This window comes from Arthrobacter sp. EpRS71, from assembly GCF_001512285.1.
Lineage (GTDB): Bacteria > Actinomycetota > Actinomycetes > Actinomycetales > Micrococcaceae > Arthrobacter.
Map to the genome: position 1 here is coordinate 814,040 of NZ_LNUV01000006.1, position 26,082 is coordinate 840,121.

The following is a 26,082-nucleotide window of genomic DNA, read 5'->3' on the forward strand; positions in this document are numbered from 1 at the left end:
GCTCCTTTTTATGAAGGGTGGCGGTTGAGGAGGTGGCTTTGGGGGAAGTCTAGACGCTGACGGTGGCCGGGGTGGCTTCGGCTTCGACCGGCTTCTTGACTGCAAAGCGCTTCAGGGCGATGACGGCCAGCGCGCTGACCACCATTCCGGCGACGATGGCGATGATGAACATCGGCAGGTTGCCAATGGCGAAGAAGACGAAGAGACCGCCGTGGGGAGCCTGTGAGGTGACCCCGGTAGCCATGCAGAGGGCGCCTGTGAGTGCGCCTCCCACCATGCTGGCCGGGATGACGCGCAGCGGGTCCGCCGCAGCGAACGGAATGGCACCTTCGGAGATGAACGATGCACCCAGCAGCCAGGCGGCCTTGCCGTTTTCGCGTTCTGCGAGGCTGAAGAGCTTCTTGTTCAGGACTGTCGCGAGGGCCATGGCCAGCGGCGGAACCATGCCCGCGGCCATGACGGTGCCCATGATGAGCCACGGTGCCTGGTTGTCAGCGCTGCCGGCGCTCAGGCCAGCCACTGCGAAGGCGTAGGCAACCTTGTTGACCGGGCCGCCGAGGTCGAAGCACATCATGAGGCCAAGAATGATGCCGAGGACTACGGCGGAGGCGCCGCTCATGCCCGTGAGCCAGTTGTTGAGAGCCACGGTGAGGCCGGCGATGGGACCGCCCAGGACCAGGAACATCAGGCCCGAAGCGACGATGGAGGCCAGCAGCGGGATGATCACAACCGGCATCAAGCCGCGGAGCCAGCGGGGTACCTGCCACGTCCCGATCAGATGCGCGATGTAGCCGGCCAGAAGACCGCCCACAATGCCGCCGAGGAACCCGGCACCCATGAAGCCTGATACTGCACCGGCAACGAAGCCGGGGGCAATGCCCGGCCGGTCGGCGATGGCGTAGGCGATGTAGCCGGCAAGAGCCGGAACGAGGAAGCCCATGGACAGGGCACCGATCTTGAACAGGACCGCACCGAGGTAAATGGCGAGCCCGCCTTCAGGCAGGTTGCCGAAGTTGTTCTCCAACACCACCTTGTCCGCAACCTCAGTGATTTCGTAGCCGCCCAGCAGGAATCCAAGGGCAATCAGCAGACCGCCGCCAGCCACGAACGGGATCATGTAGGAGACGCCGGTGAGGAGGGCACGCTTCAGCTTCTGGCCGATGTGCTCGCCCTTTTCCTCCTCGGCACGCTCGGCCTGCTCTTCAGCGCCGGAGTGCGGCACACGGCGTGCGTGCGGGTCTTCGGCAGCCGCAAGAGCTTCGCGGACCATTTTCTCCGGCTCGTCGATGCCACGCTTGACCGGTGCGTTGATGACCGGCTTACCGGCGAAACGCTCCTTGCCGCGGACATCGACGTCGACTGCGAAGATCACGGCGTCCGCGGCAGCGATCACCGCGGGGTCCAGAGGCTTGGCGCCGGAGGAACCTTGGGTCTCCACCTGGAGGTCAACACCCATTTCCTTAGCAGCGGCCACCAGCGAGTCGGCAGCCATGTACGTGTGCGCAATGCCGGTTGGGCAAGCGGTGACGGCGACGATGCGCTTTGGTGCGGCAGTCGTCGTCGTGCCTGCTGAGGGGGCCGCAGCAGCGGCAGGTGCAGCGGCCGGTTTATCAGCCAGCGCGCCGTCCACCAGCTCCACTATTTCTTCTGCGGAGGAAGCCGCACGCAGTGCTGCCGTGAAGTCCTTTTTGATCAGCGAACGGGCCAGCTTGGAGAGCAGCTTCAGGTGTTCCTGGTCCGCTCCGTCCGGGGCTGCGATGAAGAAGATGAGGTCAGCGGGACCATCCTTGGCTCCGAAGTCCACCTTGTGGGACAGGCGGGCCATGGCAAGGGCAGGTTCCTGGACTGCAGCGGAGCGGCAGTGCGGGATGGCGATGCCACCGGGGACGCCGGTTGCGGTCTTCTGCTCACGGGCGAACGCGTCGGCAAAGAGCCCTTCCACCTCGGAAGCACGGCCGGAGGCGGCAACTTTGCCGGCCAGGACGCGGATGACGTCGGCAGGGGAGTCGCCCAGGTTTTGGTCGAGGGTGACCAATTGGGTTGTGATCAGCTGGGTCACTGTGAGTCCTTCTGGAGGGCCGTGATGATTACGGCATCGGGGGTTGTCTGGTGGACTGCCGGGACAGTGGAGCCCGGCAGCGAAGCAGCAGCGGCACCATGTGCCACGGCTTGACGAAGGCAGTCCTGCGCAGAGCCGCCTTGGGTTGCGGCCAGCAAGTAACCGGCCAGTGAAGAGTCCCCGGCGCCCACCGTGCTGACGGCTTTGATGGGCGGATGCGTGGCAAGCCATGCTCCGTCCGCCGTCACCAGGACTGCTCCTTTGGACCCGAGTGTTGCTAGAACGGCGCCTACACCGCTGGCGACGACGGCGGCTGCGGCTTCAGCGGCTTTGGCCGGATCCGCTTCCAGTTCCTCAGCAGTGGAGACGTTGGTGAAACCGGCGGCGGCAGCAAGTTCTGCGAGTTCTTCCGCGTTCGGCTTGAGGAGGTCCGGCTTCCCTGCGGCATCGCCCACCAAAGCGGCCGCGAGCGGCGCCCCGGAGGAGTCAATGGCGATGTTGGGGGCTGCCGTTCCGTCCGCACTCGACCGGAGTCGACGAGCGATGGTGGCGTAGAAATCCGCGGGCACTCCTGGTGGGAGCGATCCTGCGAGAACCACCCAGCTGGCGCCACGGGAGCGTTCCAGCAGCAGCCCGATCAGGGCTTCCTGCTGGTCACCGCTCAGTTCCGGGCCGGGTTCGTTGATCTTGGTGGTGACGCCATCGGGTTCGGTGAGCGTGACGTTGCTGCGCAGCGCCTGACCGATAGGCAGCGCGGCGAACGGGACACCGCCGTCGTGCAGTCCTGAAAGGACAGGGTCCGAGTCGGCGCCGGGAAGGACGGCCAGGGTGTCGAGGCCGGAGGCCACGAGCGCCCGCGATACATTGACGCCCTTTCCACCGGATTCCTGGTGGACAGCCACGGCTCGCTGCACTTCACCGCGGGCCAAGGCAGCGGGAAGCTCAACGGTGCGGTCCAAGCTGGGGTTGGCGGTCAACGTGACGATCATGCGATCACCACGTCAACACCGGCATCGGCCAAGGCTGCTGCGAGTTCGGCGGACGGTTCGCCGTCTGTAATCAAGGTGTCAACATCCTTCAGGTTGGCGAACTGGACCAGGGTTTCGGCATCCAGCTTGGAAGAGTCGGCAAGGGCCACTACGCGGCGGGCTGAGGTGACGAAGGCGGCTTTGACCGCGGCTTCCTCTGGATCAGGGGTGCTGAGCCCGAACGTTGCGTGGATGCCGTTGGCTCCGACAAAGGCGATGTCCGGGCGAAGTTTGTGCGCTGCTTCCACGGTGGACTGCCCGACGGCGGCCTGCGTCAGTCCGCGGACGCGGCCGCCGAGGATTTGGAGTGCTATCCCTTGCGTGGAGGACAGCTTGCCTGCGATGGGAATGGCGTGCGTGATGACCACGAGTTCATCGTTTCCAGTGGCCGAGGGTGTCTGCTGGGCCAGCAGGTCTGCGAGTGTTTCCGTGGTGGAACCAGCGTCCAGGAGAATGCTCCCGGTGGTGAGTTGCGGGATCAGGGTGAGTGCTGCCTGGGCGATGCGGTGCTTTTCCAGCTGACGCTGGACTGCGCGTTCGAGGATGCTCTCTTCGCGGGTGCTGAAGCGGTCCGAGGGAACGGCGCCGCCATGTACACGCCTCAGGTTGCCGGAGCCTTCAAGGGCCGCGAGGTCGCGGCGGATTGTTTCAGTGGTGATGCTGAAACGGTCGGCGAGGTCAGTGACGCTCACCCGTCCGCGCTCTGCGACGAGTGCGGAGATCAGTTGCTGGCGCTCTTCGGCGAACACTTACCCTCCATTGGTCAAGCTGCTTAGCGGTGCAGCCACATCAGTGACTGCTGTCACAACGATGTGGAATTGCTTGACTCTATCTGTGTTTGTGTTGGCTAGTCAAGAGAAAACAACATAAACACAGATTAAAAGGTGGAGGCGCGGTCCCGAGTGCACGAGAAAGGGCGTGCCGCGCTCCCTGTAGCGCGGCACGCCCTCGTTCGAATCCCTGGCGACTACGTCAGGGGTACTGGCGGTTCTCCCGGTCCAGGCCCTGGTGTCGGCCGGGTTGGGGTCGGCTCCGGTATGGGCGGAGGACCTGGCTCAGGCAAGGGAACTGGCTCAGGTGTGGGACCCGGTTCGCGGGTGGGGTCAGGATGTGAGCGGTCTGGTGGGAATTCGCTCATGATCACGCGCCCCGCCGCTGAGCCGGGTGTTGCGGCCGGGGACTTCCGGGATCGGCGGCGGAGAACCTGCTGGAATCCCGCCCCGGGCCCGGGTAGTCGATGGGTAGATTATCTGGGTCCGGGGGGTCAGGGAGCAGGCGCTTGCCCGCTTGCCCCGGCTTTCCGCCCGTGGTCGAAGGCTCTGTTCTTAGTGATTCTGCGTGCATGCTTTCCCTTCCGGTAGCTCCAAGACTGCTGGTGGCTCGGTTCCTGATGACGGCGCTCCCTCAATCGGGAATTTCCATGCGGAAACCACAATGACAACCGAGGATGCGCGTGTTGATCAGTACCTCGTACATCTGCGGCCGGGACCCCGGATCCAGCACCAGGGGGGCCTGGATCCTGCGCAATTCGCAGCTTCTGGTCTTCATCGGTTCACCGCAATGCAAGTACTGTCCGCCGAACTGCAGTACGCCCTGAGGAACGCCTGGGCGGTTCAGGACCGCTGCCACGCGTCGAACGGAGGCAAGGTGTTCATAGGTGTACTTGCAGGTATGGCATTCGTAAGCCACTTCCACCATGTTGGGTGCGGGCGGGTAGTGGGATTGAATCGAGTTCACCACAAGGTTCTGGTCCGTATTGCAGCGCGAGCACCACAACGGTTCATCCGGGGGTTGGTGTGCTTCGTCCGGGACTCTGGACGCTGGCTGAGCCGGCATGGGTCTGTACCTCTGCATCAACAAAAATGCGGGACGCCCGTCTGCATGAGCTGGAAAGCATGGGTCCTGTGATGTGGACTACACGTCGATTGTGCACATAGGTGCACGCCAGATGCAAGGATTCTGTTTCCCGTTGCCGACGAGGTGACGAGTTGGGGCCAGGCGACCGTAAAATGAGGCATGGACGAAATGAACGTTGATTTTGCGGCGCCTCAGGCTGTCTCTGCGCCCGACGATGTTTCGGTGCCTGAGCAGTTGCAGGACTTGGTGATTGACAGCGAGGATGTGGGCGGGTTCCTGCACGAGCTTGCTGTTTTTTCGGCTTCCGCGGTGTCGCAGGCCGTTGGCATGAATGTGCTGTGCGGCATTACTCTTAGCCGTCGCCGGCGCACCGCCACCGTGGCGGGAAGCACTCACGAGGCCAGGCTGATCGATGAGGTTCAGCAGGCGTACGGAGATGGTCCGTGTTTGGAAGCCATGCGCAGCCATGGGACTCAGCATGTTCCTGACACGTCAGCCGAAGACCGTTGGTCCGAATACTGCACTGTGATTGCCGAGCGGGGGCACCTTTCGGCGCTTTGTGTTCCCTTGGAATTGGATGAAGGAGCCACGGCAGCCCTGAACTTCTTCGCTCCGCAAGCCCACGCTTTTGACGAAGCAACCATTCGGAATTGCGAGCTCTACGCCAGCCAGGCCGAGCGCTCGCTGCGTTTGGCTGTCCGAATAGGAGTGAAGCAGCAGCATGCAGAGGATCTCCAGGAAGCCATGCAGACACGCACTGTGATCGACTTGGCCAGCGGAATCATCATGGGTCAAAATCGCTGCACGCAGGAGGAGGCCTTCCAGATCCTCAAGAAGGCATCGAGCACCCGGAACCAGAAGTTGCGGGACGTCGCGGAGTCCTTGGTCAAGAGCGTGGCGAAGCAAGCTCCCGTGGCCCACTTCGACGCCTAAGGCACACTCCTGAGGAGTGGCAGCCACCCCATCACTTGTGACGGCCGCCACTGGTGAACTACATTCATACTTGGGTTAAGCAGATAGCCCTCGGAGCCTCATGAGTTGGAGCCATCCGAGATGGTCCAAAAACTGCACCTCTATAGCCGCGGCCCTTTTCGGCCGGCTTTCGGCGTGCCTCCATGCAGGCTCCTTGAAGGAGCAAAAGGAGAATGGCAATGACGCTTGGTTCCCCGATTCCCGCCCCAAAGCCTGCAAGCCTGGGGGCAGCTGCACCTGCGGATACCGGAGCACGCCCGTGGTGCACCGTTTGCACTACTGATTCCTACATTTTTATTGAGACGGTTGTGGAGGCAGCGCCGAATCAAGTGGAGATCGTTGACGTCAGCTACACATGCAGCGAATGCGATACGTTTTACGCCCATGCCGTCCGCTTGGAGGCCTTGGCACCGGCCATCCAGAGCGAATTCCTGTCCACTTCCGCAGCCGGACTTTGGTTCAGCTGCACCCACTGTGGCGATCCCATGACCCTGGGACGCCCCACGGAACGTGTCATCGAGGCTCCCCGGACCACTGATGATCCGGATGGTCCGAGCCTCTTTGAGGTGTACCTGCAGACGCAAGTGCTGCATTGCCGCTGCGGTTTTCAAATGGAGGTTCCGCGCCACGTTGGATAGGGGCCGTCTCGCAACAACTCAACGCGGGGAGGGGTGGCAATGCGTACGTTTGGCGTCGAAGAGGAACTGCTGATCGCCGATCCCGGGGACGGGTTGCCCTTGGCTCTGGCCTCAGGACTTTTGGATGCAGCCGACCCCTCGGATGCGGACCCCGGCGGCGAGAGCGGGCCGTCGCTGAAATCGGAGTTTAAGCAGGAACAGATCGAGGTCAACTCGCGCCCGTGCCGGACCGCCACGGAACTGCGAGCCGAAATCCGCGCTGGACGGGAGTTGGCGGACTGGGCGGCCCGTGCGGTCGGTGCGCGCGTCGCGGCTTTGGCCACACCACCTGTTTTTCACGCAACGCCCACCGCGGGCAACCAGCGCTACGCCACCATGGGCAACGAGTTTGGACTGATTGCGCGTGAGCAACTCACCTGCGGCTTCCACGTCCATGTGTCCATTGAGTCCCCGGACGAGGGCGTTGCAGTCCTGGACCGGATGCGCCACTGGCTCCCGGTCCTCCTGGCGTTGAGTGCCAACTCTCCGTTCTGGATGGGCGCCGATACCGGGTTCGCCAGTTACCGGACCCAGATCTGGAACAGATGGCCCACGGCGGGTCCCATGGACGTCTTCGGCTCGGAGGACGGCTACCGTGCGGTGCTGTCCACGCTTCTGGGGACGGGCGTGCCCTTGGATGAGGGCATGATCTACTTCGATGCGCGGCTCTCCAGGGGCCACCCCACAGTGGAACTGCGTATTGCCGACGTCTGCCTTTACGCAGAGGACGCCCTCACCATCGCGGTCATCGCCCGGGCGCTGGTGGAAACGTCGGCGCGCGAATGGCGCAAGGGGGAACCGCCGTCGAGCACTTTGACCCCGATGATCCGCATGGCCAACTGGAAGGCCAGCCGCTTTGGAGTCAACCACCAGCTGCTGCACCCGCTGGAGCAGAGGCCCTCTTCGGCGTCGGCCGTGGCGGCTGCCCTGCTCCAGCACGTCAGCCGGGCCCTGACGGACGCCGGGGATCTTGCGCTCGCGCGGACCGGCGTGGCCAACATCCTGCGGCGGGGCACAGGCGAACGGCTGCAGCGGCAAGCGTATGGGCGAAGGCTCCGGTTGTCCGACGTCGTCTCCACGGCCATTGCTTCCACCCATGATTTCGGCGAGAGGTCAGACGCCGGTCTCTTGAGCCGCTGAGACGCGGTTGCATCGCTGACAGCAGAAGTGCACGACGGCGGTGGCCTCAGCCTTGATTAATGCGGATCATGTTGCCGCTGGGGTCGCGGAAGGCGCAGTCGCGCGGTCCCCACGGTTGGTCGATCGGTTCCTGAAGCACTTCGGCGCCGGATGCCCGGAGCTTCTCGAAGGTGGCGTCGAGGTCATCGGTGGTGAACACGAGCATCGGCATGACGCCCTTGGTGAGGAGCTCCTGGATGGCGTCGCCGTCGGCCTGCGAGCGGCCGGCGTGCGGAGGGGACAGGACCAGTTCAAGGTCGGGCTGAGCGCCGCTTCCGATGGTGACCCAGCGCTGGCCGTCGGAGCCGACGTCGTTCCGGACCTCAAACCCCAGGGCGTCCCGGTAGAAGGCCAGTGACTCGTCGAGATCGTTGACAGTGACGTGTGCGTACTTCAGTGAAATGTTCATGAATCACACGCTATTGCAGCTGTGCGGTGGGCGCTTCTTCAATCCTGCTCAGGTTGTTGTTGCCGTTTCTTTCCGGCCGGGTGTGCTGCTTGGCAATGCAGCTGGGCATGGCCTTGACGGCGTGGTGCTCCCGGGCGCGGTATTCGCTGGGATTGATGCCGACGATTTCGGTGAAGCGTGAGCTGAACGAACCCAATGATGTACAGCCGACATCCATGCAGGCATCGGTAACGGACGTTCCCGCCCGGAGGAGGGCCATGGCCCGTTCGATCCGTCTGGTCATGAGGTAGTTGTACGGCGACTCGCCGTAGGCTGCCTTAAACTGCCGGGAGAAATGGGCCGGGGACATCAGGGCGCCGGCGGCCATGGTGGGCACGTCCAAGGGACGCGCATATTCACGATCGATGAAGTCGCGTGCGCGCCGCAGATGGGCCAGGTTGGCCAGTTCCTGCGGAGTCATGGGCACAGTCTACTTTGGCGGGCGCATTCTTGGCCGGGAACAGTCCACTAGGCTCGTGCCCATGGAATCAGTGGTGTGGTCGAAACCCGAAAGCCAGCGCAAGGGTACGCCGTTGCTGGTGATGCTGCACGGTTATGGCACCAGCGAGCAGCGCATGGTGAATCTCTTCCCGCACCTTCCCGGTGAGTTCAGCTGCGCGGCGCTGCGAGGCCCCAAAGTGATTGGCGACGATTACGGCTGGTTTCTGTTGGACTACTTCCTCACCAACGACTTCTCGGACGTCATAGCGTCCACCAATGCGGTGTTCGACTGGATCAATTCCGTCAAGGACAACCACAGCAGCGTTAGTCTGCTGGGCTATTCGCAGGGCATGGCCATGGCGAGCACACTCCTCCGCCTGAGACCGGATGCTTTCAAAGCCACTGTTGGCTTGTCCGGGTTCGTCCTGGACAACGATCTCCTGGCGCTCAGTGAATCCTTCGATACCCCGCCACCTTTCTTCTGGGGGCGGGACAAAGCTGACCCCGTGATCAACGAGGACGCCATAGACCACACGGAGGAGTGGTTGAATGCCAATGTAGCCCTGACGGCGCGCACCTATCCGGGAATGGGGCACAGGATCGAGCCGCCCGAGTTGGTGGATGTGAGCGCCTTCCTGAAGTACTACGTGCTGGGATGACACCCGGGATGAGACGGCATTAGCGCTCCCGAAGCAATCCCTTGGTGAGATTCGCGTCACAAAATCGCATTCGACGACACTCTATTGAATGACGAAATTGTAAGCGCTTACACTTTTGGCTTGTGGGCCGGTCCGGGTCCCACGCCAAGGCGAAAGGCCAGGAGGGAAGGGTGGCCGAAGCAGCCAGCGCAGGTAGGGAAAGTGTTCCGTGGGAGAATGTAGGTATCGATGACGAGCACGCGGTCTGGCAGGCAACCCAACACCTGCCGGGGCTGGGCCATAGGGACTTGGCCGTTCTCTCGAGCACTGAACACCGCAGTTTTCGCGCATGGCGAAGAAACCATTTTCGGGGCCTCGGCGGCGGTCCGCGAACACGGCTTGTCCGTGGCGAGGCACCGGCTCCGTGATCGGCATCGACGTCCAACCACCTGCTCCATACCAAGCTCATCGAACGCAAAACCACGCGCCGTAAGCGCTGAACGGAACTATGCACATGACTGATCTTCGTACTGCCTGGACTGGCGCTTCGGCGCTGCTGTTCGACCTCGACGGCGTGCTGACGCCCACTGCCGTGGTGCATGAGCGTGCGTGGCAGGAATTGTTCGATGGCTACTTGTCCGAGGCCGGCCACCCCCGGGGCTACCAGGAGAGCGACTACTTCGATCACATTGATGGGAAGCCGCGCTTCGATGGCGTCCGGGATTTCCTGGCGTCGCGCGGCATCACCCTGCCCGAGGGCCCGGTCCATGACCACCCGGACAACCAGACCGTGCAGGGGTTGGGCAACCGGAAAAACGCCATCTTCAATGAGATTGTGAACTCCCGTGGTGTTGAGCCGTACGAGGGCTCGGTCAAGTTCATCAATGCGGCCGTGGAGCTGGGATTGAAAGTGGCCGTGGTGTCCTCATCCCGCAACGCCCCCGCGGTACTGAAGGCCGCCGGACTTGACCACCACTTCGAGGTGGTGGTCGACGGCCAGGTGGCTGCCGGCGTCGGGCTTCCCGGTAAGCCGGACCCGGCCACGTACGTCTACGCTGCGGGACTGTTGGAGGTGCCTGTGGAGGAATGCATCGTGGTTGAAGATGCGGTGTCCGGTGTGCAGGCCGGGGCGGGTGCCAACTTTTACGCCGTGATTGGCGTGGACCGCGGAGCAGGCCGCCAAACCCTGCTGGACGCCGGCGCCACGCTGGTGGTGGACGACCTCAACGATCTTCTCTAACCCTACTTTTTCAAAGGATTTCATCAGCCCATGGCACTCATCAGCTCCGATCGGCTGCGCTTCCCCTGCGAGCCCTGGAAGCTCGTGGAAAACATCCACGTCCCTGGTGACGAGGGAACGCTGGAAACGTTGTTCGCGCTTGGCAACGGACACCTCGGCATCCGTGGCTCGCATTCCACGGCGGGCGACGGCGAGCTTCCCGGCACGTTCATCAATGGTTTCCATGAGATCTGGGACATCAAGCACGCCGAGAATGCCTACGGTTTTGCCCGGACCGGCCAGAGGATCGTCTACGTGCCGGACGCCAATAACTTCACCGTCTCCATTGACGGTGAAGCTCTGAGCCTGGCCGAATCCACCGTCCTGGACTACCACCGCAGCGTGGACTTCTCCACAGGCATCTACGAGGAAAGCATCACCTGGGCCTGTCGCTCGGGCGCTACTGTCACCACGGTTGAGCGACGCGCGGTGGGGTTCGATTCCCGCGGGTGCCTTGGCCTGGAACTGTCGCTGACAGCTGACCGGGACGTGTCCGCGGACATCACCTCCGGCGTCGTGAACCGCCAGGACCAGCCTGTGGAGGACCACTCGGTCCATGACCCGCGCCGCTCGGGCCGGCACGCCGGCCGTGTCCTGCTGCCGCTGCACCTCCAGGGTGCTGACGGCTCCCTCCGGCTCGCGTGGGAGACCTCCGAATCGCGCCAGCGCGTGGCCATGGCCGTGGATCACTGGATCTCCGCCGAGGGCCAGCCGTTTGAGACGCTGGTGGCCGAGGACGACTCGTCCGTCCGTTACGTTTTGGCCATTCACGACGGCGACACGTTCCGTGTGGAGAAGACCGTCAGTTATGTGGTGGCCGGTTCCAGTGACGCAGAAGACCGTGGCGAAAGCCTCGCGACGGACGCCGAAGCCAATCTGGTGTCCTTTGCTGAAATTCTGGACCAGAGCAAGGCGCACTACGCCGAGTACTGGACCACTGCGGACATCTCCATCGGCGGGCAGCCCGAAATGCAGCAGGCCGTGCGGTGGGGTTTGTTCCAACTGGCTCAGGCCACTGCCCGCGCGGGCGTGGCGGGCATTCCGGCCAAGGGTGTGAGCGGGTCCGGTTACGAGGGCCACTATTTCTGGGACCAGGAGGTCTACCTCCTGCCGTACCTGACCTACACCAACCCGTGCGGCGCCCGGAAGGTGCTGGAATCACGGCACGCCATGCTCCCGGACGCCCGGGTGCGTGCCAAGGAGCTCAGTGTTGATGGTGCGCTGTTCCCGTGGCGGACCATCAACGGCTTGGAAGCCAGCGCCTACTACGCGGCAGGAACTGCCCAGTTCCACATCGCCGCGGCCATCGCTTTTGCGGCCAACCGCTACGAATGGGCCAGCGGCGACTCCACCTTCCGGGGTGAGCTGGGCGCCGATCTGCTCATTGAGACCGCACGCATGTGGGCTTCGCTGGGGTTCTTCGGCAAGGACGGCTTGTTTCACATCCATGGCGTGACCGGCCCGGATGAGTACACGGCCGTGGTCAATGACAACCTCTACACCAACGTCATGGCGCGCTTTAACCTGCGTGCCGCCGCTGCGTTGGAGCACGATGGCATCGCCGCTACCGAGCGCATGGTGTGGCGCCAGGCGGCCGAGCGGATGTCCCTTCCGTACGATCCGCACCTGCAGGTGTTCAGCCAGGACAACGACTTCATGACCCTGGAGCCCTGGGACTGGAACACGCCCAAGTCCAAGTACCCGCTCCTGCTGAACTTCCACCCCTTGGTGATCTACCGGCACCAGGTCCTCAAGCAGGCCGATACTGTGCTGGCGATGTTCCTCCAGTGGCAGGACTTCACTGCGGAGGAGAAGCAGCGCGCCTTCGATTTCTACGATCCCATCACCACCGGCGACTCCACCCTGTCCGCCTGCGTGCAGGGCATCATGGCCGCCGAAGTCGGCTATGGGGACGTCGCGCTGCAGCACTTTACCGAGGCGCTGTTCATCGACCTCGATAACTCCCACGGCAACACGATTGACGGCGTCCACATCGCCTCAACCGGCGGTATCTGGAGTTCCTTGGTCTGTGGTTTCGCGGGCATGCGGGACCAGGGCGAGGTACTGCGCTTCGATCCGCGCCTGCCGGGGGAGTGGGAGGGACTGTCCTTCAGGCTCAAGGTTCATGGGCGTTTGCTGGCCGTTGACCTCTCGCAAGGTTCCATCGCACTGACGCTCGTATCCGGTCAGGACTACAGCGAGGAACCGCTGCGACTGGACGTTCGGGACCACCACGTCACGGTGGGTACCGACACCGTGACGGTGCCGCTGGAAACCGTACCCGTCCCGCCGCCGTCGATCTTCCCCAGCGTCTTCCCGACGGCGGGACTCCCCATCATCCGGTAGTTCCGGCTTTCGCGGGGCTACTTCGCGGCGAGGTCCATGGTGGTCACGCGCAACCACAGCCATAAACGTTTCTGCGGGTCCGCCAGGTCCAGGGTGAAGTCCTCGGCCAAGCGTGCCACGCGGTACCGGACGGTGTTGTTGTGCACGTGGAGTTCGGCGGCCATGGCGGAGATGTTTCCGTTGAAGGCCAAATAGGCGCGGAGCGTGTCCAGGTAATCTGTTTGCTGCGCGGCGTCGTGGGCTTGGATCCTGGCGATCTCATCCGCGCCAGCCAGCCCGTTGTCCTCAATGAACGCCCCGATTTTGAGCAGGTTCAGCGGAATCTGGAAGTCTTCGAAGAGTGCAACGCTGGGAGCCCCATCTTCACGGGCCTGCTGATTCAGCAGGTAGTGCAGGGTCTGCAGTGCCTCGCCCCTGGACCGGGGCAGCTCCTCCACGCTGACGGCGATGCCGCCCACAGTGGCGATGACGGGGAACGAGCTGATGGTGTGCGAATACGCTTCGATTTCCTGGATGATCCTGCCGTGCAGGCCCCGCGGGGAGGCTCCGTTACACGGCAGCAGCGCATAGACCACGGAACCGATCAAGGCACTGTGGCTGGTGCCGAACTGCACGTTGCATACCGTGGTCACCAAGTGCAGCAACCGGTGGATTTCCCGGACGGACTCCAAACTTCCGGTCTCCGGCCGGACGATCGAAAAGGCTGCGACGGCCAGCCCGTTGGCGGTATCGAGCCCCAGTTGCGCTGCGGCGAACGAGGCGTGGGGAGTGTCGTCCATGAGCGTCCGGATGAGGTCGGCGTTGCGCCGTTCGCCGAAGTCCGAGGCCGATCGGGCGTGCAGCATGTGCAGCCCGGCCAAGGGCGCCATCCGATCCAGCGCGTTCAATGCCGTGGCGCGCTTCTCTTCCCCGGGGTCGATGATCCAGATGGACCCCAGCAGTTCACCGCCGGCCCGCACGGCCAGCGCCAGGCGGGCCATGCCGTCGTCGGGTGCCGGCACCAGCACCGCTCCCGGTGCGGCGTAGACAATCTTGAAGTCCTGGTCGAAGGCGGGCTGGGTGGTTTCCTGCAAGGTGAGGGTGGTGATGCGGCGGAGCTCGTCGATGGGCTGCCCGGGCAGGGTGGAATAGCCCAGAATCCGGCCCAGCGGATCCACGATGCTCGCCGCGCCGTTGGTGATGGATGCAGCGGCATTGGCGAAAGCATATAGGTCTCCCAGCCGCACCCCGGACACCGAGTCTGCGGCGGCGCCCATCACTGATGCCCGGGCCAGTGCCACTAATCGCGTCCAGTCGGCATGGTCCGGCGCTACCAGCACAGAGAGGCTGTGCCGGACGGCTGCTGCGCGCAACTCCTCCATCCGGGCGCCGTGAGCTTTGACCACCACTGCGGCCGCATTGCTGTTCGCGGCCCTGTGGAGGAGTTGATCGAAATCAGGGGAACCGTAAGTGCACCCCACGGCCAGGATGATGCGATCGTCCACGCTTGACCAGTGGTCCAGGGGGTCATACATGAGCACGTCCGATACGGGATGCCCAAGGTTCTCCGGCGTGGGGTTGGCGTGCACCAGATCCGCCTGCATGAGCTGGATGCAATCTGAGAGCCGGACCGTGGATTGCTGCATTCCGGACTGGTAGCGCTCGGATTGGAAGAGCTCGGCGGGTTGGGGCTCTGGAAGCGCCATTGCTGTGTCCATAGCTGGACGTTATCACAAGCGTTCACTCTATCTTGTGGAGGTATTCACATATAGAGCGGGAGAGATCTGCGTCACTATTGGGAAAGAAGCTGGGCGGGTAACCCCAGCAGGAACGCAGAGGACACACCATGAAAATCAAGGACATCAAGGCGCTCGCCTCGGTGCAGGGACCGGCCCGATCCGTCTCGGAGCGCCTGTCACGCAAGTGCTACAGCGTGGAGGACATGCGGAAAATGGCGTCCAAGCGCCTGCCCAAGAGCATCTTCGAATACATCGAAGGCGGCGGGGAGGACGAGGTCTCGCTCCGCCGCAACCGGTCCTCGTTCGACGATTGGTCCTTCCTCCCCAAATGGGGATCGGTGGACAACCTGGATCTCAGCTCAACCCTCCTCGGCGGGCCCGTCTCCATGCCGGTGACCCTCTCGCCCACAGGCGGCACCCGGCTCTTCCACCCAGAGGGAGAGTCCGCCGTCGCCCGCGCAGCGCTCGCCGCCGGCATCCCTTACGGCTTGGCGCACCTGAGCACCACCACCATGGAAGACGTCAGTGCCGCAGCGCCGGGACTTCGCCGCTGGTTCAACCTGGAACCCACCTCGGACAAGGGTCTCCTGCAGGCCGTCCTGGATCGGGTGTCCAACGCCGGTTACGAGGCCCTGCTGGTCAACGTCGATTGCCGGGCCATCGGGCATCGCGAACGCGATTACCGCAACGGCTTTACCGCCCCGCCGTCCATCAAGCCGAAGACGGTTGTGGAGGGAATGTTGCACCCCGCGTGGGCGCTGGGATTCCTGGCTAACGACGCCATCGCCTTCCCCAACCTGGACGCCGAAGTCCCCGAGGGCCCACTGGCCAGCTCGCCGGACATGTGGCGCACGCTCCTTGCCGGTTCCTACGAGCCCACCGATTGGGACGACATCCGGGACCTGCGGGAACGCTGGAACGGTCCCATCGTCCTGAAGGGCGTCGTGAACGCGAACGACGCCGCGCTGGCAGCTTCCTTGGGAATCGACGCCATCCAGGTCAGCAACCATGGCGGACGGCAGCTGGACCACATGGCGGCTCCGCTGGATGTCCTTCCGGACATTGTGGAGAAAACTGCCGGACGGATGGAAATCATTGTCGACGGCGGCATCCGCCGGGGATCGGACGTGGTCAAGGCCTTGGCTCTCGGCGCGGACGCCTGCTCCATCGGGCGCCCGTACCTGTACGGCTTGGCCGCCGCCAGCCAGGCCGGCGTGGAACACGTCCTAAAAATGTTCAGGGCCGAAATGACCCGCACCATGATGCTCCTCGGAGTGTCCACCATCGAGGAACTGCGGACGGAAGGCCGGGAATTGATCCGGCACCGCAACGAAGCCTTCGCCCGCACCCAACCCACCCGTATCCCTGAGGCCACCATGGCCTTGCAAAAATGAGGACTCCCCAATGAAACCGTTGTCATCCACCCCACGAACCACGTCCGGCTTACCCATTGCAGCCGTTACGGCAGCGCTCCTGCTGGCAGTGACGGCATGCAGCCCCGCCGGCAACGCATCGGCGTCGAACCCGTCCGGCGACGCCGCCGGAGCGGGCACCGGCGTTCCCGCGCTGGAAGTCAACCAGGCCGCCGTCGACCTTCTGCCCGAGTCCGTCAAGGCTTCCAAGGTGCTGCGCGTGGCCATCCCCACCAACGAGCCGCCAACGCAGTTTTACCGTGAAGGTACCCAGGAAATGACCGGAACCAATCCGGACGTGGCCCGTCTCATCGGCGAGGCACTGGGTGTCAAAGTAGACATCCAGGTGGCCAACTTCGATTCCATTGTTCCGGGCCTGGCGGCCAATCGCTACGACATGACCGTCTCGTCCATGACCCCCACGGAGAAGCGCATGGAAGTCCTGGACTTCGTGGACTATATGCAGATCGGCAACGCCATTGCCGTTCCCAAAGGCAATCCCGGTGGCATCAAGGATGAGAACGCACTCTGCGGCAAGAAAGTAGGGCTCCTCACGGGCTCGTACCAGCTGACCGTGAATGTTCCTTCCTACGATGAAGCCTGTGCTGCTGCCGGCCACGACGCCATCCAGAAGAGCGAGTTCCAGGACACGCGGCAGGCCATTTCCGCGCTTACCAGCGGACGCCTGGACACCGTGCTGGCTGACTCGCCCATCCTGAACTTCGCCGCCACGCAGAATCCGCAGATCGAGGTTGCCCGGACGTACGAGTTCGCGCCAGTAGGCGTGGGCATGCCGAAGGAATCCGGGTTGGTGAAGTCCGTCTCCGCAGCATTGGACGCCGTGATCAAGAGCGAGTCCTACACCAAGGTCCTTGGGAAGTACGGGCTCGAAACCAGCGCCATCACCGACGCCCGCGTCAACTTCGCCCAGTAGGAGATCACACTCATGAATTCCCCCAACAAAGAGGTGACGGTTATGCATCAGCAACCCCCAGTCCCTGACACCAAGGAGCCGGCCACAACCGCTTCCGGGGATTCGATTTCCGTCGTGCCGTTGAAGCACCCGGTCCGTTTGGCCCTCGCCATTGTCCTCATCCTGGTGGCGCTCGGCGCAGCATGGGATGTGGCCGTGAACGAACGGTACCGCTGGGACGTTGTGGTGTCCTACCTGTTCGCCCCACAGATCCTTGCCGGTGCAGGGCTGACCATCGTGCTGACCGTAGTGTCCATGACCGTGGGCATCGCGCTGGGAACGCTGCTGGCGATCATGCGGCTCTCCGACAATCCCATCCTCAGCACCATCAGCCGCGGCTATATCTGGTTCTTCCGCGGAACACCGCTCTTGGTTCAGCTGATCTTTTGGTACAACATTGCAGCGCTTTATCCGGTGATCGCGTTCGGGCTTCCATTCGGTGGGCCGTCGGTTGTCCTGGGCTCCGCCAACGTGCTGATTTCCCCTCTGGGTGCCGCGCTCCTGGGTTTGTCCCTGAACGAGGCCGCGTACATGGCCGAGATCATCCGCGGTGGCATCGGATCGGTGGACAAGGGACAGTACGACGCCGCCCGGGCCTTGGGGATGAGCGGAGGCAAGCTCATGAACAGGGTGATCCTGCCCCAAGCCATGCGAGTGGTGCTGCCGCCCACAGGCAACCAGGTCATCTCCATGCTGAAGGGCACCTCGCTGGTGAGCGTCCTGGCGATCTCGGACCTGCTCTACTCAGCCCAGATCATCTACGCGAACAACTACCAGACCATTCCGCTGCTGATCGTGGCCAGTCTCTGGTACCTGCTCATGACCACCATCCTGAGCTTCTTCCAAAACAAACTTGAACGCCGGTACGGCCGCGGTTTCGACTCAGCGCCGCGACGGATCCGCAAGCCAAAGACAAGGACAGCATGATGACTACCGCCATGGTGGAAGCCCGGGGAGTCCGGAAGAACTTCGGCGTTATCGAAATCCTGAAAGGCATAGACCTCAGGGTTGAAAAGGGATCGGTGACCTGCCTGATCGGGCCGTCCGGTTCCGGCAAGACCACGTTCCTGCGCTGCATCAACCACCTGGAGAAGGTGGACGCGGGCCGCCTCTACGTTGATGAGCACCTGGTGGGCTACGCGGAGCGCAACGGGAAGCTCTACGAGATGAAGGAGCGCCAGACCGCCCGCTCGCGGCTCAACGCCGGGATGGTGTTCCAGCGCTTCAACCTGTTCCCGCACATGACCGTGATGGAGAACATCATCGAAGCGCCGGTGCATGTGCTTGGCCGGCCGCGGCGCGAGGTAGTGGTGGAAGCGCAGGCCCTGCTTGACCGTGTGGGCCTGGGCAACCGTGGCCACTCCTACCCGCAGGAACTCTCCGGCGGGCAGCAGCAACGCATCGCGATCGCCAGGGCGCTGGCCATGAAGCCGAAACTGATGCTCTTTGATGAGCCCACCTCCGCGCTCGATCCCGAGCTGGTGGGTGAAGTCCTGGACGTGATGAAGTCCTTGGCTGAGGCCGGAATGACCATGGTGGTGGTGACCCACGAGCTTGGCTTCGCCCGGCAGGTGGCCGACCAGGTGGTCTTCATGGACGGCGGCGTGGTGGTGGAAAGCGGCCCGCCCGAGGAAGTCCTGGACAACCCGCAGCAGGAACGCACCAAGGCGTTCCTCTCGAAGGTCCTTTAGCAACTCTTTTCCATAGCAACGAAAGGCAATCCATGTCCCGCCAGCAAGTCGTCACCAGCCTCGCTCCCAGCCCGGCCGGCCCCTACTCCCAAGCCATTGTGGCCAACGGTTTCCTGTTCACTGCGGGCCAGACGCCCCATGATCCCATCAGCGACGAGCGGGTGGGGATCACCATTGAGGAACAGACCATCCAGACCATGAAGAACCTTGGTGAGGTCCTGGGTGCCCACGGTTTGGACTTCTCCCACGTGGTCAAGGCCACGGTGCACCTGCACCACCCTGGCCGCGACTTCGACGGGTTCAACGCCATCTACGAAAAGTACGTTGAGGCTCCGTATCCGGCACGCACCACCGTGGGTTCGTTCCTGGGCGACTTCCTGGTGGAGATCGACGTGGTTGCTGCTATCCCCGCGCCCGCAGCCGGCTAGTTGCTGCTTGCGGTTTCCTGCTGGGTCCGGGCTAAGGCACTACGCCGGTCCAGCTCCCTGAGACAGCAGCGCAAAGGCGCCGTCACCCCGGTTGGGGTGGCGGCGCCTTTTGTGGGTACTACCCCAAATGGATGTGCGGGGTGTCGTCCGTTCCGCTGAACGTCCTGCGGTCGATCCTGATGAGGAGCAGTGCCACGGGGACAATCAGCAGCGCCACTCCTGCGGCCCACAGGAACACCAGCGAATACCCCGACGTCAGGGCGGCCAGTGAGGAGCCGCCTGCGGCGGCGGTGGCTGCCGTGGCCAGAGCGCTGAAGAGTGCGATGCCCAGTGAGCCGCCGATCTGCTGGGACGCGTTGACCAGGGCGCTTGCCACGCCGGCGTCGTCCTTATCCACACCGAAGAGGGCCAGGTTTTGCATGGGGACGAAAACCATGCCGAGTCCCATGCCCATCAGTACCAAGGCTGGCAGCATGTTGACCGCGTACGTGCCCTCGGGGGTGACCTGGGTGAGCCACAGCATCGCGGCCGCCATGAAGACGGGGCCGATTGCGCTGGGGATTCGTGCTCCCAGTCTGGACAGGTTCTTCGCAACCAGGGCCGCGGTCACGATCAGCACCACGGTCATGGGCAAGGATGCGATGCCGGCCGCGAATGGGGCGAAGCCCAGGACTATTTGGAGGTAGAAGTTGATGAAGAGGATGCCGCCTATCAGCACGGCCCCGGCCAGGAATGATGCCAGGAACGCCGCGCCCCTGTTGCGTTCCGTTGCCACTCGAAGCGGCAGCAGCGGGTTTTTGACCTTACGCTCGACGGCGACGAACAGGACCAGCAGCACCACACCAGCGGCTATGAAGCCCCAGGATTCGATGGCACCCCAGCCATGTTCAGCGTTCGCGAAGCCGTAAACCAGGGAGCCGAGTCCCAGGGCGGCCAGCACGACGCCGGGCCAGTCGTATTTGGTGGAGCCGCCGGCTTTGCTTTCGCTCACCAGCATCCACACGCCGATGAGCGCGATGATTGCGATGGGGACGTTGACGAAGAAGCACCAGCGCCATGAAACGTACTGGGTGAGGAAGCCGCCCAGCAGCACGCCCACCGCCGCGCCCACACCGCTGATGGAGCCAAAGATGGCGAACGCGGTGCCGCGATCCTTGCCGCCGGGGAAGGCGACCGTCAGGAGGGCCAAGGCGGCCGGGGCAAGAAGTGCTGCAAACACGCCCTGTAGTGCACGTGCCCCAATGAGTTCCCATGGCTGTTGCGCGAGACCGCCGATGAGGGAGGCGATGGCGAAGCCGGCCGAGGCGGTGAGGAAGGTTCGCTTCCTGCCCCAGAAGTCCGCAATGCGGCCGCCCAGCAGCAGGAAGGCGCCAAAGACGAGGGCGTAGGCGGTGACTACCCACGAGCGGGTGGAATCGCTGATGCCCATCTCCAGTTGGAGGCGCGGGAGGGCCAGGTTCACGATGGTGCCGTCCAGGACCACCATGAACTGGGCGAGCGCCAGGAAGGGCAGGGCCCGCCAGCCGATGCTCTTCTTGTTGTTCTTGCCCGGTTGGGCTTGGACGCCCGCCGATTCGAGTAGTTGTGATGCCACGCGTCACCCATTCTTGTAAGTAGTAATACTTATGAAAGTATAAGTACTTTTGGTGACTCTGGTAAGCCGAGAGGCAGTGACTTACGTCCTAGTGATGCAGTTCCGGGGCCTTTTCAGGCTCCGCAAGGAACGAGGCCAGCCGCTCCAGCGCGGGAAGACTCGCCGCTATCTGGTCCCGCTCCTCAGGGAGCAACCGTTCGCTCGCTTTCGTGAGCGCCTCGGCCCATGCGCCTTCGAGAAGCGACTTGATGCGCTTGGACTCGTCCGTGGGGTGGAGGGAGACGAAGCGCTTGTCCGAGGCGTCCTTGATCCTGGTTACCAGGCCCGCCGCCACCAGCTCCCGTAACTGGACGCTCACATTGCTGAGTTGCCGGCCCAGACGGGACGCAACCTCCGCGACCGTCACCCCTGGATGGCTTTCAACCACACGGAGAATCTCCAGGACGCCGTTCGAAATGGGGCGGAGGCCCGTCTCGTTGAGCGACTTACGCCGAATATCGGACGAGATATCGATCATGCAGACGGCCAACGCCACATGGTCCACTGGCTTTTCTCCCATCCGTCAAGCATAGGTGGGGGCGCCTCGCCAAGCCGCCGGCGCCCAGCTGCAATAGTGGACGGATGATCAACCAGCAACAGCTCTGGGACGAGGAAACCGCCGGTCAGTACGACACTCCCGGTGAGGGGATGTTCTCTCCCGAGGTCCTCGGCCCCACGGTGGAAGTCTTGTCCGAACTCGCCGGCAACGGTCCCGCCGTCGAATTTGCCATCGGCACTGGTCGGGTGGCCATTCCCCTCTCGGAGGCCGGTGTCCCTGTCAGCGGCATCGAACTGTCACACGCGATGATCGCAAGGCTCCGCGAAAAAGTGGGTGAGGACCGCATCCCCGTGGTTCAAGGTGACATGACCCAAGCGCGGGTCACTGGAACGTTCTCACTGGCTTTCCTGGTGTTCAACACCATCGCCAATCTCTTGACTCAGGACGAGCAAATCCGGTGCTTCGAGAATGCTGCCCGTCACCTTGCGCCCGGCGGCCGGTTCGTCATTGAGCTCTGGGTGCCACAATTGCGCTCGCTGCCGCCTGGCCACGGCGGAACGGTGGAGGTGAGTCAGCCCGGCTATCTGCTGGTGGACACCTACGATGTGCTGCGCCAACATGTCGTCTCACATCACTTTCGGTTCGGCCCGGACCTTGCGGACGGGCGCGACGCGCGGATCGGGCGGACACCGCACCGCTACATCTGGCCCAGCGAACTCGATCTCATGGCGCGGATAGCCGGGTTCGAGCTGGAGTCCAGGTGGGCGGACTGGGATCGCAGCGAATTTACGGCGGAGTCCCGGAGCCACGTGTCCGTCTATAGGCTCATTGAACGCTAGGGTCTTAATGACTGTTTATTGGGGTGTTTGCCCGCGGTAACGCCGGGTGCTTTGGGGGAAATATGAAGTTTGCGGTTCGATCTGTCCTGCTCGCGATAGCGCTGACCTCAGGGCTGGCCGCCTGTACCTGCGCAGACGTATCACCCGACTCTGCATCATCAACCGACTCTGCATCATCACCCGACCCTGCACCACCCCACTCTGCACCGCCGGCGAGCAGCTCGACGGCCGCAACTGCCGCCGTCGACGATGCTTCCCTCAAAGGGGCCACGGTCACCGATTCGTTCGGAAACGTGGACTTCTACACAACGGTCGACGGCGACACCCTTGCGAGCGTGGCTGACTCCTTCAAGCTCTCCGCAGCGAAGCTCGCGCAATTCAACGGCATGCCGGCCGGGGCGACTCTGGCGCCGGGCACCAAACTGCGGCTGATTCCTGCGCCGGGTCCCATCACGGGCGCGAAGGGAGCGGCAACTGAGGACGCACAGGGCATCCCGCTGACCTACATGATCGAAGCCGGCGACACGCTGGATGGGATCGTTTACCGGTTCGGGATCAGCAGCAAGCAGCTGGCCGAAGCGAACAAGGTCCCGTACGTGCATGAGCAGGGCAACACGTACTTCATCCGTGAAGGGCACCTCATCCAGTTGCAGAAAAGGCCCGTGGACAGCAGGTCCGGTACCGGTGAGACGATCAACAACTCCTTCGGCCAGACCATCTTCTACACCAGTGTTGACGGTGATTCCTTCGACAGCCTCGGCTACACCTTCAGGTCCACCACTGAGCAGCTGCTGTTGTACAACCCCACTCTGCTGGCCGACAAGCCCATCCCTGCAGGCACCAACGTGCGGCTGATTCCAGGGGACCTCCCCATCGACGGCGCCCGGGGCACCTTCACCTCCGACGCTGATGGCATCCCCATGACCTACACGACGGCGGCGGGAGACACGGAGGGGCAGGTCTCCTTCCGTTTCAGCGTTGTTGACATTCGTTCGGCGAACCGGCCGCTCACCGGGACTGGCGCGACGTGGTACGAATTCTCTGACATTTCCACCGGGGAGCTGGCGGCTGGCCAGACCATCAGCCTCGCCCTGAACAAGCCGATCAACAGGTAGTCCGGGTTGAGGAAGAAGTGGGGTCTGGCCGCCTTGATCCTTGCGGTTCTTTGTTTGGCTGCGTACGCCGTGCTGGCGGCCCACCCCTTCAAGGGGCCGCAGGGAGAGCCGCTCCTGTTCTACGTGCTTGTTGACGAGGACTGGTGGTCGCTCTTCCTGTTCGGGCTCGGTGGTCTCTTGGTGTTTGTTGCTGGCGTTTGCTTGGTGCCGCCACCAGTGAACAAAATCGCGGTGATTTGGGTGAGGCGGGGCCTGAAAATACTGCTCGGCCTGTTGCTGGCCGGTGCGACCATGTGCTGGTTAGTCGGCATTTTCTTGTTGTCTCTCTTAGCCTCGGTCTGGACTTATTCCGCATACACAGCTCCAGATGGACAACATGTGCTGGTGGCTACCCAGACCTATGGTTCGGACATCTTCACGCCGTATCAGGGCCCCTTTTACGAGAGGCAACGCCAACCGGAGATCACTGACCTGGGTGCGGCGATTGAGGGAGACTGTGCCCTCTCCTCCGACTCTTCAGGCCTGGCTTTACGATGCGGGGCGGACACTGTCCGGCTTCCGAGCAATCCGTCGTGACCAAGTATCCCGTAGTTAGCAGGCAACGCGAAGTTCGCACGTGCCTGTACCGGTCCCTGTGCCGGAGCCCCGCAGAGGGGTATAGTCGGCCCATGCTCTCCATGCGCCGATTTACTTGCCCCCGACCGGTCTCCGGTCGCGAGGGCTTATTGGCGCGCGCCTAGGTCCTGGCGCGGAGTGAGTCGGGGGAGGAAACCCACTCATTCCACACAGTAAGGACCAGCCATGCCTACGTATTTAAGCCCGGACGAGCTTCACAACGCCCTGAAAGTCAGGGACCTCTCCCATCCTGACCACCACCCACACGCCATGCAGATACTGTTGCGGGACGTATTGCGTGCCCTGCGCGACAAGTGGGATGTGACGCAACGGACCATCCGCCACAGTCCCTTGGTCAGCGTTGCGGACAACTACGATCGTCTGGGGTTCAGCCCGGCAGACGTTACACGCGATCAAAGGTACTCCCGGTACATCAGCCCCACCGTCATGCTGCGCAGCCACACCTCTGCATCCATCCCGTCCCTCTTGCGTGGTCTGGATCCCGACGACTCCATCGACGAGCTCTGGGCCATCCCGGGGTTGGTCTACAGGCGTGATTCCATTGACCGCACCCACGTGGGGACGCCCCATCAAGTGGACCTGTGGAGGGTCAGCTCCCGCACGGCGCTGAGCCCGCGCCACTTGCAGGGCATGGTCGAATCCCTTGTGGCGGCTGTACTTCCGGGCGCGGAATGGAGGGCAGTTCCGGCCGTCCATCCCTACACGCTCCACGGGCTGCAGATCGATGTCCGTATGGATGGCGAATGGTTGGAACTCGCGGAGTGTGGGCTGATGTCGCCACAACTTTTCCTGGACGCTGGTTTGGATCCCGGAAAGTGGTCAGGGCTGGCACTCGGGATGGGGCTGGACCGCGCGTTGATGCTCCGCAAGGGCATCCCTGACATCAGGTTGCTGAGGTCCGCGGAGCCACGAATTCAACAGCAGATGATGGACCTGGAACCTTGGAAGCCCGTCTCCCACATGCCCTCGATCAGCCGGGATCTATCAATTGTGGTGGGGGAAGACCTGGATGCCGAAGTGCTTGGTGACAGGGTGCGCACTGCCCTGGGAGACCTGGCCGAGGATCTTGAAAGCGTGGAACTGCTGGCCCTGACTCCCTGTGGGTCGCTTCCCCCGGCAGCACAGGAACGGCTCCTCATCCGCGAAGGGCAGTCCAATGCCCTGCTCCGGGTGGTGATGCGTCCCCTCATGCGGACCATGACGGATCAGCAGGCCAACCAGATCCGGGATCATGTCTACCTGGCTCTGCACGAAGGCCCGGTCAAGGAGCTCATTGCCGGCTAGATCCTCCCTTGCTGTGCCGGTGGTTGCCCCATGCGCTGCCGGCACAGCTGTGCTTCGCAGCAAGGGTTTGCGACTACCCGGCGGCCCGGCTTTCCGTGTTCACGAAGAGGCGCCTCATGCCGCCACGAGCCAGCATCAGCACGATGATAAGGCCGGTTACTGCGAAAAATCCGCCGAGCTGGACGGCGTCACCGAAGACGAAAGCCACCAGCTCAAGGACCACAAATTTGCTTCCCGGCATGACCAAGAGCAACGCGACCACACTGATGACACGAACCGCCGGCGTCTTTCCGCCCCGAATACGACTCACGATCTTCTTCTTGAACCACAGCACAACCTCAAGGACGATCTTGAGCAGGATCGCTGTGAGCAACGCCAGCAGGAATGATTCGGAGATGACCGCCGGGAAGAGTTGAATGAACACCCCCAGCACAACGAGGTAGACGAAGATATCCACGATGTCGATCGGGCGGATCCGCATGCGGTGAGCGTATCAACACAGTCACCCCTCAGCCAGGGTGCCATTCCGCCAGCTGGCGATTGCTAGTCTGGAGTCATGACCCGTCGACTTGCAGCATTGTCCGCCGTCCCCCTTTTGCTGCTTCTCGTAGGCTGCGGAGCCGTGGAGGAAGCAGCTGGCAACGCAGCCAGCGAGGCGGCCTCCAAGGTGGCTACGGCTGCCGCCGATGAAGTGACCAAGCAGGTGTGCGCCGTAGTCCAGGACGGCTTGGTCAGCGTCCAGGACAAGCAGGTACTCGCCGGTTTGGTCTCAGCCGCCGGCGCTGCCGGCGTTCCCGCAGAGATTACGACGCCGTTGAACCAGATCGCGGAAGCAGGAGACGAAGTGCCGGCTGAGTCAGTCCAGGCACTGAAGGACGCCTGCGCACCGTAGCGGCTGCTGGCTGAATTGGTGGCTGCTGCCCGAGGCGC

At 63.1% G+C, this 26,082-nt stretch carries 26 protein-coding genes; 16 read left to right on the forward strand and 10 right to left on the reverse strand.

Annotated elements, in window-relative coordinates; genetic code table 11:
• Positions 1-49: 49 nt before the first annotated feature.
• From AR689_RS13995 to AR689_RS14010, 4 genes are all read right to left on the reverse strand, one after another.
• Positions 50-2,059, reverse strand: a complete 2,010-nt coding sequence (locus AR689_RS13995) for a PTS fructose transporter subunit IIABC (RefSeq protein WP_062071096.1) — start codon at positions 2,057-2,059, stop codon at positions 50-52.
• Positions 2,056-3,048 carry a 1-phosphofructokinase family hexose kinase gene (locus AR689_RS14000; protein ID WP_062071099.1) on the reverse strand — a complete coding sequence of 331 codons (993 nt, stop codon included), beginning with the start codon at positions 3,046-3,048 and terminating at the stop codon, positions 2,056-2,058. The genes AR689_RS13995 and AR689_RS14000 overlap by 4 nt, the downstream gene beginning before the upstream one ends.
• Positions 3,045-3,836, reverse strand: a complete 792-nt coding sequence (locus tag AR689_RS14005; protein ID WP_062071101.1) for a DeoR/GlpR family DNA-binding transcription regulator — start codon at positions 3,834-3,836, stop codon at positions 3,045-3,047. The genes AR689_RS14000 and AR689_RS14005 overlap by 4 nt, the downstream gene beginning before the upstream one ends.
• Before the next feature lie 655 nt (positions 3,837-4,491).
• A complete protein-coding gene (locus AR689_RS14010; RefSeq protein WP_062071103.1) occupies positions 4,492-4,923 on the reverse strand; it encodes a hypothetical protein in 432 nt (143 codons plus the stop codon).
• A 180-nt stretch (positions 4,924-5,103) separates the two neighbouring features.
• On the opposite strand from AR689_RS14010, the gene AR689_RS14015 reads away from it, so the two are divergent.
• The 3 genes from AR689_RS14015 (at position 5,104) to AR689_RS14025 (ending at position 7,733) form a co-directional block, all read left to right on the forward strand.
• Positions 5,104-5,877 (forward strand): GAF and ANTAR domain-containing protein, encoded by a 774-nt coding sequence (locus AR689_RS14015; protein ID WP_062071105.1) that lies wholly within the window; start codon positions 5,104-5,106, stop codon positions 5,875-5,877.
• Positions 5,878-6,095: 218 nt separating this feature from the next.
• Positions 6,096-6,554 (forward strand): hypothetical protein, encoded by a 459-nt coding sequence (locus AR689_RS14020; RefSeq protein WP_062071107.1) that lies wholly within the window; start codon positions 6,096-6,098, stop codon positions 6,552-6,554.
• A gap of 39 nt (positions 6,555-6,593) precedes the next feature.
• Complete coding sequence (locus tag AR689_RS14025; protein ID WP_062071110.1) at positions 6,594-7,733, forward strand: glutamate--cysteine ligase 2; 1,140 nt, start codon at positions 6,594-6,596, stop codon at positions 7,731-7,733.
• Positions 7,734-7,779: 46 nt separating this feature from the next.
• On the opposite strand, the gene AR689_RS14030 is transcribed toward AR689_RS14025, so the two are convergent.
• Entirely contained in the window at positions 7,780-8,181 is a 402-nt protein-coding gene (locus tag AR689_RS14030) for a VOC family protein (protein WP_062071112.1), read from the reverse strand.
• Between the two features lie 10 nt (positions 8,182-8,191).
• On the reverse strand, positions 8,192-8,641 hold the full coding sequence (locus tag AR689_RS14035; protein ID WP_062071114.1) for a helix-turn-helix transcriptional regulator: 450 nt from the start codon (positions 8,639-8,641) through the stop codon (positions 8,192-8,194).
• Between the two features lie 61 nt (positions 8,642-8,702).
• On the opposite strand from AR689_RS14035, the gene AR689_RS14040 reads away from it, so the two are divergent.
• From AR689_RS14040 to AR689_RS14050, 3 genes are all read left to right on the forward strand, one after another.
• A complete protein-coding gene (locus AR689_RS14040) occupies positions 8,703-9,320 on the forward strand; it encodes an alpha/beta hydrolase (RefSeq protein ID WP_062073796.1) in 618 nt (205 codons plus the stop codon).
• Between the two features lie 487 nt (positions 9,321-9,807).
• Positions 9,808-10,539 carry an HAD family hydrolase gene (locus AR689_RS14045; protein ID WP_062071116.1) on the forward strand — a complete coding sequence of 244 codons (732 nt, stop codon included), beginning with the start codon at positions 9,808-9,810 and terminating at the stop codon, positions 10,537-10,539.
• 30 nt (positions 10,540-10,569) lie between these two features.
• On the forward strand, positions 10,570-12,924 hold the full coding sequence (locus tag AR689_RS14050; protein WP_062071118.1) for a glycoside hydrolase family 65 protein: 2,355 nt from the start codon (positions 10,570-10,572) through the stop codon (positions 12,922-12,924).
• Positions 12,925-12,941: 17 nt separating this feature from the next.
• Here the strand turns inward: AR689_RS14050 and AR689_RS14055 are convergent, their stop codons facing one another.
• Entirely contained in the window at positions 12,942-14,609 is a 1,668-nt protein-coding gene (locus AR689_RS14055; RefSeq protein WP_231745523.1) for a PucR family transcriptional regulator, read from the reverse strand.
• A gap of 140 nt (positions 14,610-14,749) precedes the next feature.
• Here AR689_RS14055 and AR689_RS14060 point away from each other — a divergent pair, with 140 nt between their 5' ends.
• The 5 genes from AR689_RS14060 to AR689_RS14080 are packed head-to-tail and all read left to right on the forward strand — an operon-like array spanning position 14,750 to position 19,146.
• Complete coding sequence (locus tag AR689_RS14060) at positions 14,750-16,036, forward strand: alpha-hydroxy acid oxidase (RefSeq protein ID WP_197412884.1); 1,287 nt, start codon at positions 14,750-14,752, stop codon at positions 16,034-16,036.
• 10 nt (positions 16,037-16,046) lie between these two features.
• Positions 16,047-16,988: an ABC transporter substrate-binding protein gene (locus AR689_RS14065; protein WP_062071119.1), complete on the forward strand. Its 942-nt coding sequence runs from the start codon at positions 16,047-16,049 to the stop codon at positions 16,986-16,988.
• Positions 16,989-17,000: 12 nt separating this feature from the next.
• A complete protein-coding gene (locus AR689_RS14070) occupies positions 17,001-17,954 on the forward strand; it encodes an amino acid ABC transporter permease (protein ID WP_231745524.1) in 954 nt (317 codons plus the stop codon).
• The gene (locus AR689_RS14075; RefSeq protein WP_062071121.1) at positions 17,954-18,718 is read left to right on the forward strand and encodes an amino acid ABC transporter ATP-binding protein; all 765 of its coding nucleotides are present in this window, start codon (positions 17,954-17,956) and stop codon (positions 18,716-18,718) included. Before AR689_RS14070 ends, AR689_RS14075 begins: the two co-directional genes overlap by 1 nt.
• A 32-nt stretch (positions 18,719-18,750) precedes the next feature.
• A complete protein-coding gene (locus tag AR689_RS14080) occupies positions 18,751-19,146 on the forward strand; it encodes a RidA family protein (RefSeq protein ID WP_062071123.1) in 396 nt (131 codons plus the stop codon).
• A gap of 118 nt (positions 19,147-19,264) precedes the next feature.
• On the opposite strand, the gene AR689_RS14085 is transcribed toward AR689_RS14080, so the two are convergent.
• A complete protein-coding gene (locus AR689_RS14085) occupies positions 19,265-20,740 on the reverse strand; it encodes an MFS transporter (RefSeq protein WP_082697974.1) in 1,476 nt (491 codons plus the stop codon).
• 88 nt (positions 20,741-20,828) lie between these two features.
• The gene (locus tag AR689_RS14090) at positions 20,829-21,299 is read right to left on the reverse strand and encodes a MarR family winged helix-turn-helix transcriptional regulator (RefSeq protein ID WP_062071125.1); all 471 of its coding nucleotides are present in this window, start codon (positions 21,297-21,299) and stop codon (positions 20,829-20,831) included.
• Positions 21,300-21,361: 62 nt separating this feature from the next.
• On the opposite strand from AR689_RS14090, the gene AR689_RS14095 reads away from it, so the two are divergent.
• The 4 genes from AR689_RS14095 to srmL all read left to right on the forward strand — a co-directional run bounded on the left by AR689_RS14095 (position 21,362) and on the right by srmL (position 25,152).
• The gene (locus AR689_RS14095; RefSeq protein WP_062071127.1) at positions 21,362-22,117 is read left to right on the forward strand and encodes a class I SAM-dependent DNA methyltransferase; all 756 of its coding nucleotides are present in this window, start codon (positions 21,362-21,364) and stop codon (positions 22,115-22,117) included.
• A 62-nt stretch (positions 22,118-22,179) separates the two neighbouring features.
• Positions 22,180-23,232 carry a LysM peptidoglycan-binding domain-containing protein gene (locus AR689_RS14100; RefSeq protein ID WP_082697976.1) on the forward strand — a complete coding sequence of 351 codons (1,053 nt, stop codon included), beginning with the start codon at positions 22,180-22,182 and terminating at the stop codon, positions 23,230-23,232.
• A 33-nt stretch (positions 23,233-23,265) separates the two neighbouring features.
• Positions 23,266-23,808: a hypothetical protein gene (locus AR689_RS14105; protein WP_156424605.1), complete on the forward strand. Its 543-nt coding sequence runs from the start codon at positions 23,266-23,268 to the stop codon at positions 23,806-23,808.
• Positions 23,809-24,033: 225 nt separating this feature from the next.
• Complete coding sequence (gene srmL, locus AR689_RS14110; protein WP_062071132.1) at positions 24,034-25,152, forward strand: PheS-related mystery ligase SrmL; 1,119 nt, start codon at positions 24,034-24,036, stop codon at positions 25,150-25,152.
• A 73-nt stretch (positions 25,153-25,225) separates the two neighbouring features.
• Here srmL and AR689_RS14115 read toward each other — a convergent pair whose 3' ends face one another.
• Positions 25,226-25,633, reverse strand: a complete 408-nt coding sequence (locus AR689_RS14115; protein ID WP_062071134.1) for a hypothetical protein — start codon at positions 25,631-25,633, stop codon at positions 25,226-25,228.
• Positions 25,634-25,708: 75 nt separating this feature from the next.
• Between AR689_RS14115 and AR689_RS14120 the strand changes: the two genes are divergently transcribed.
• On the forward strand, positions 25,709-26,044 hold the full coding sequence (locus AR689_RS14120) for a hypothetical protein (RefSeq protein WP_062071136.1): 336 nt from the start codon (positions 25,709-25,711) through the stop codon (positions 26,042-26,044).
• Positions 26,045-26,082: the final 38 nt, after the last annotated feature.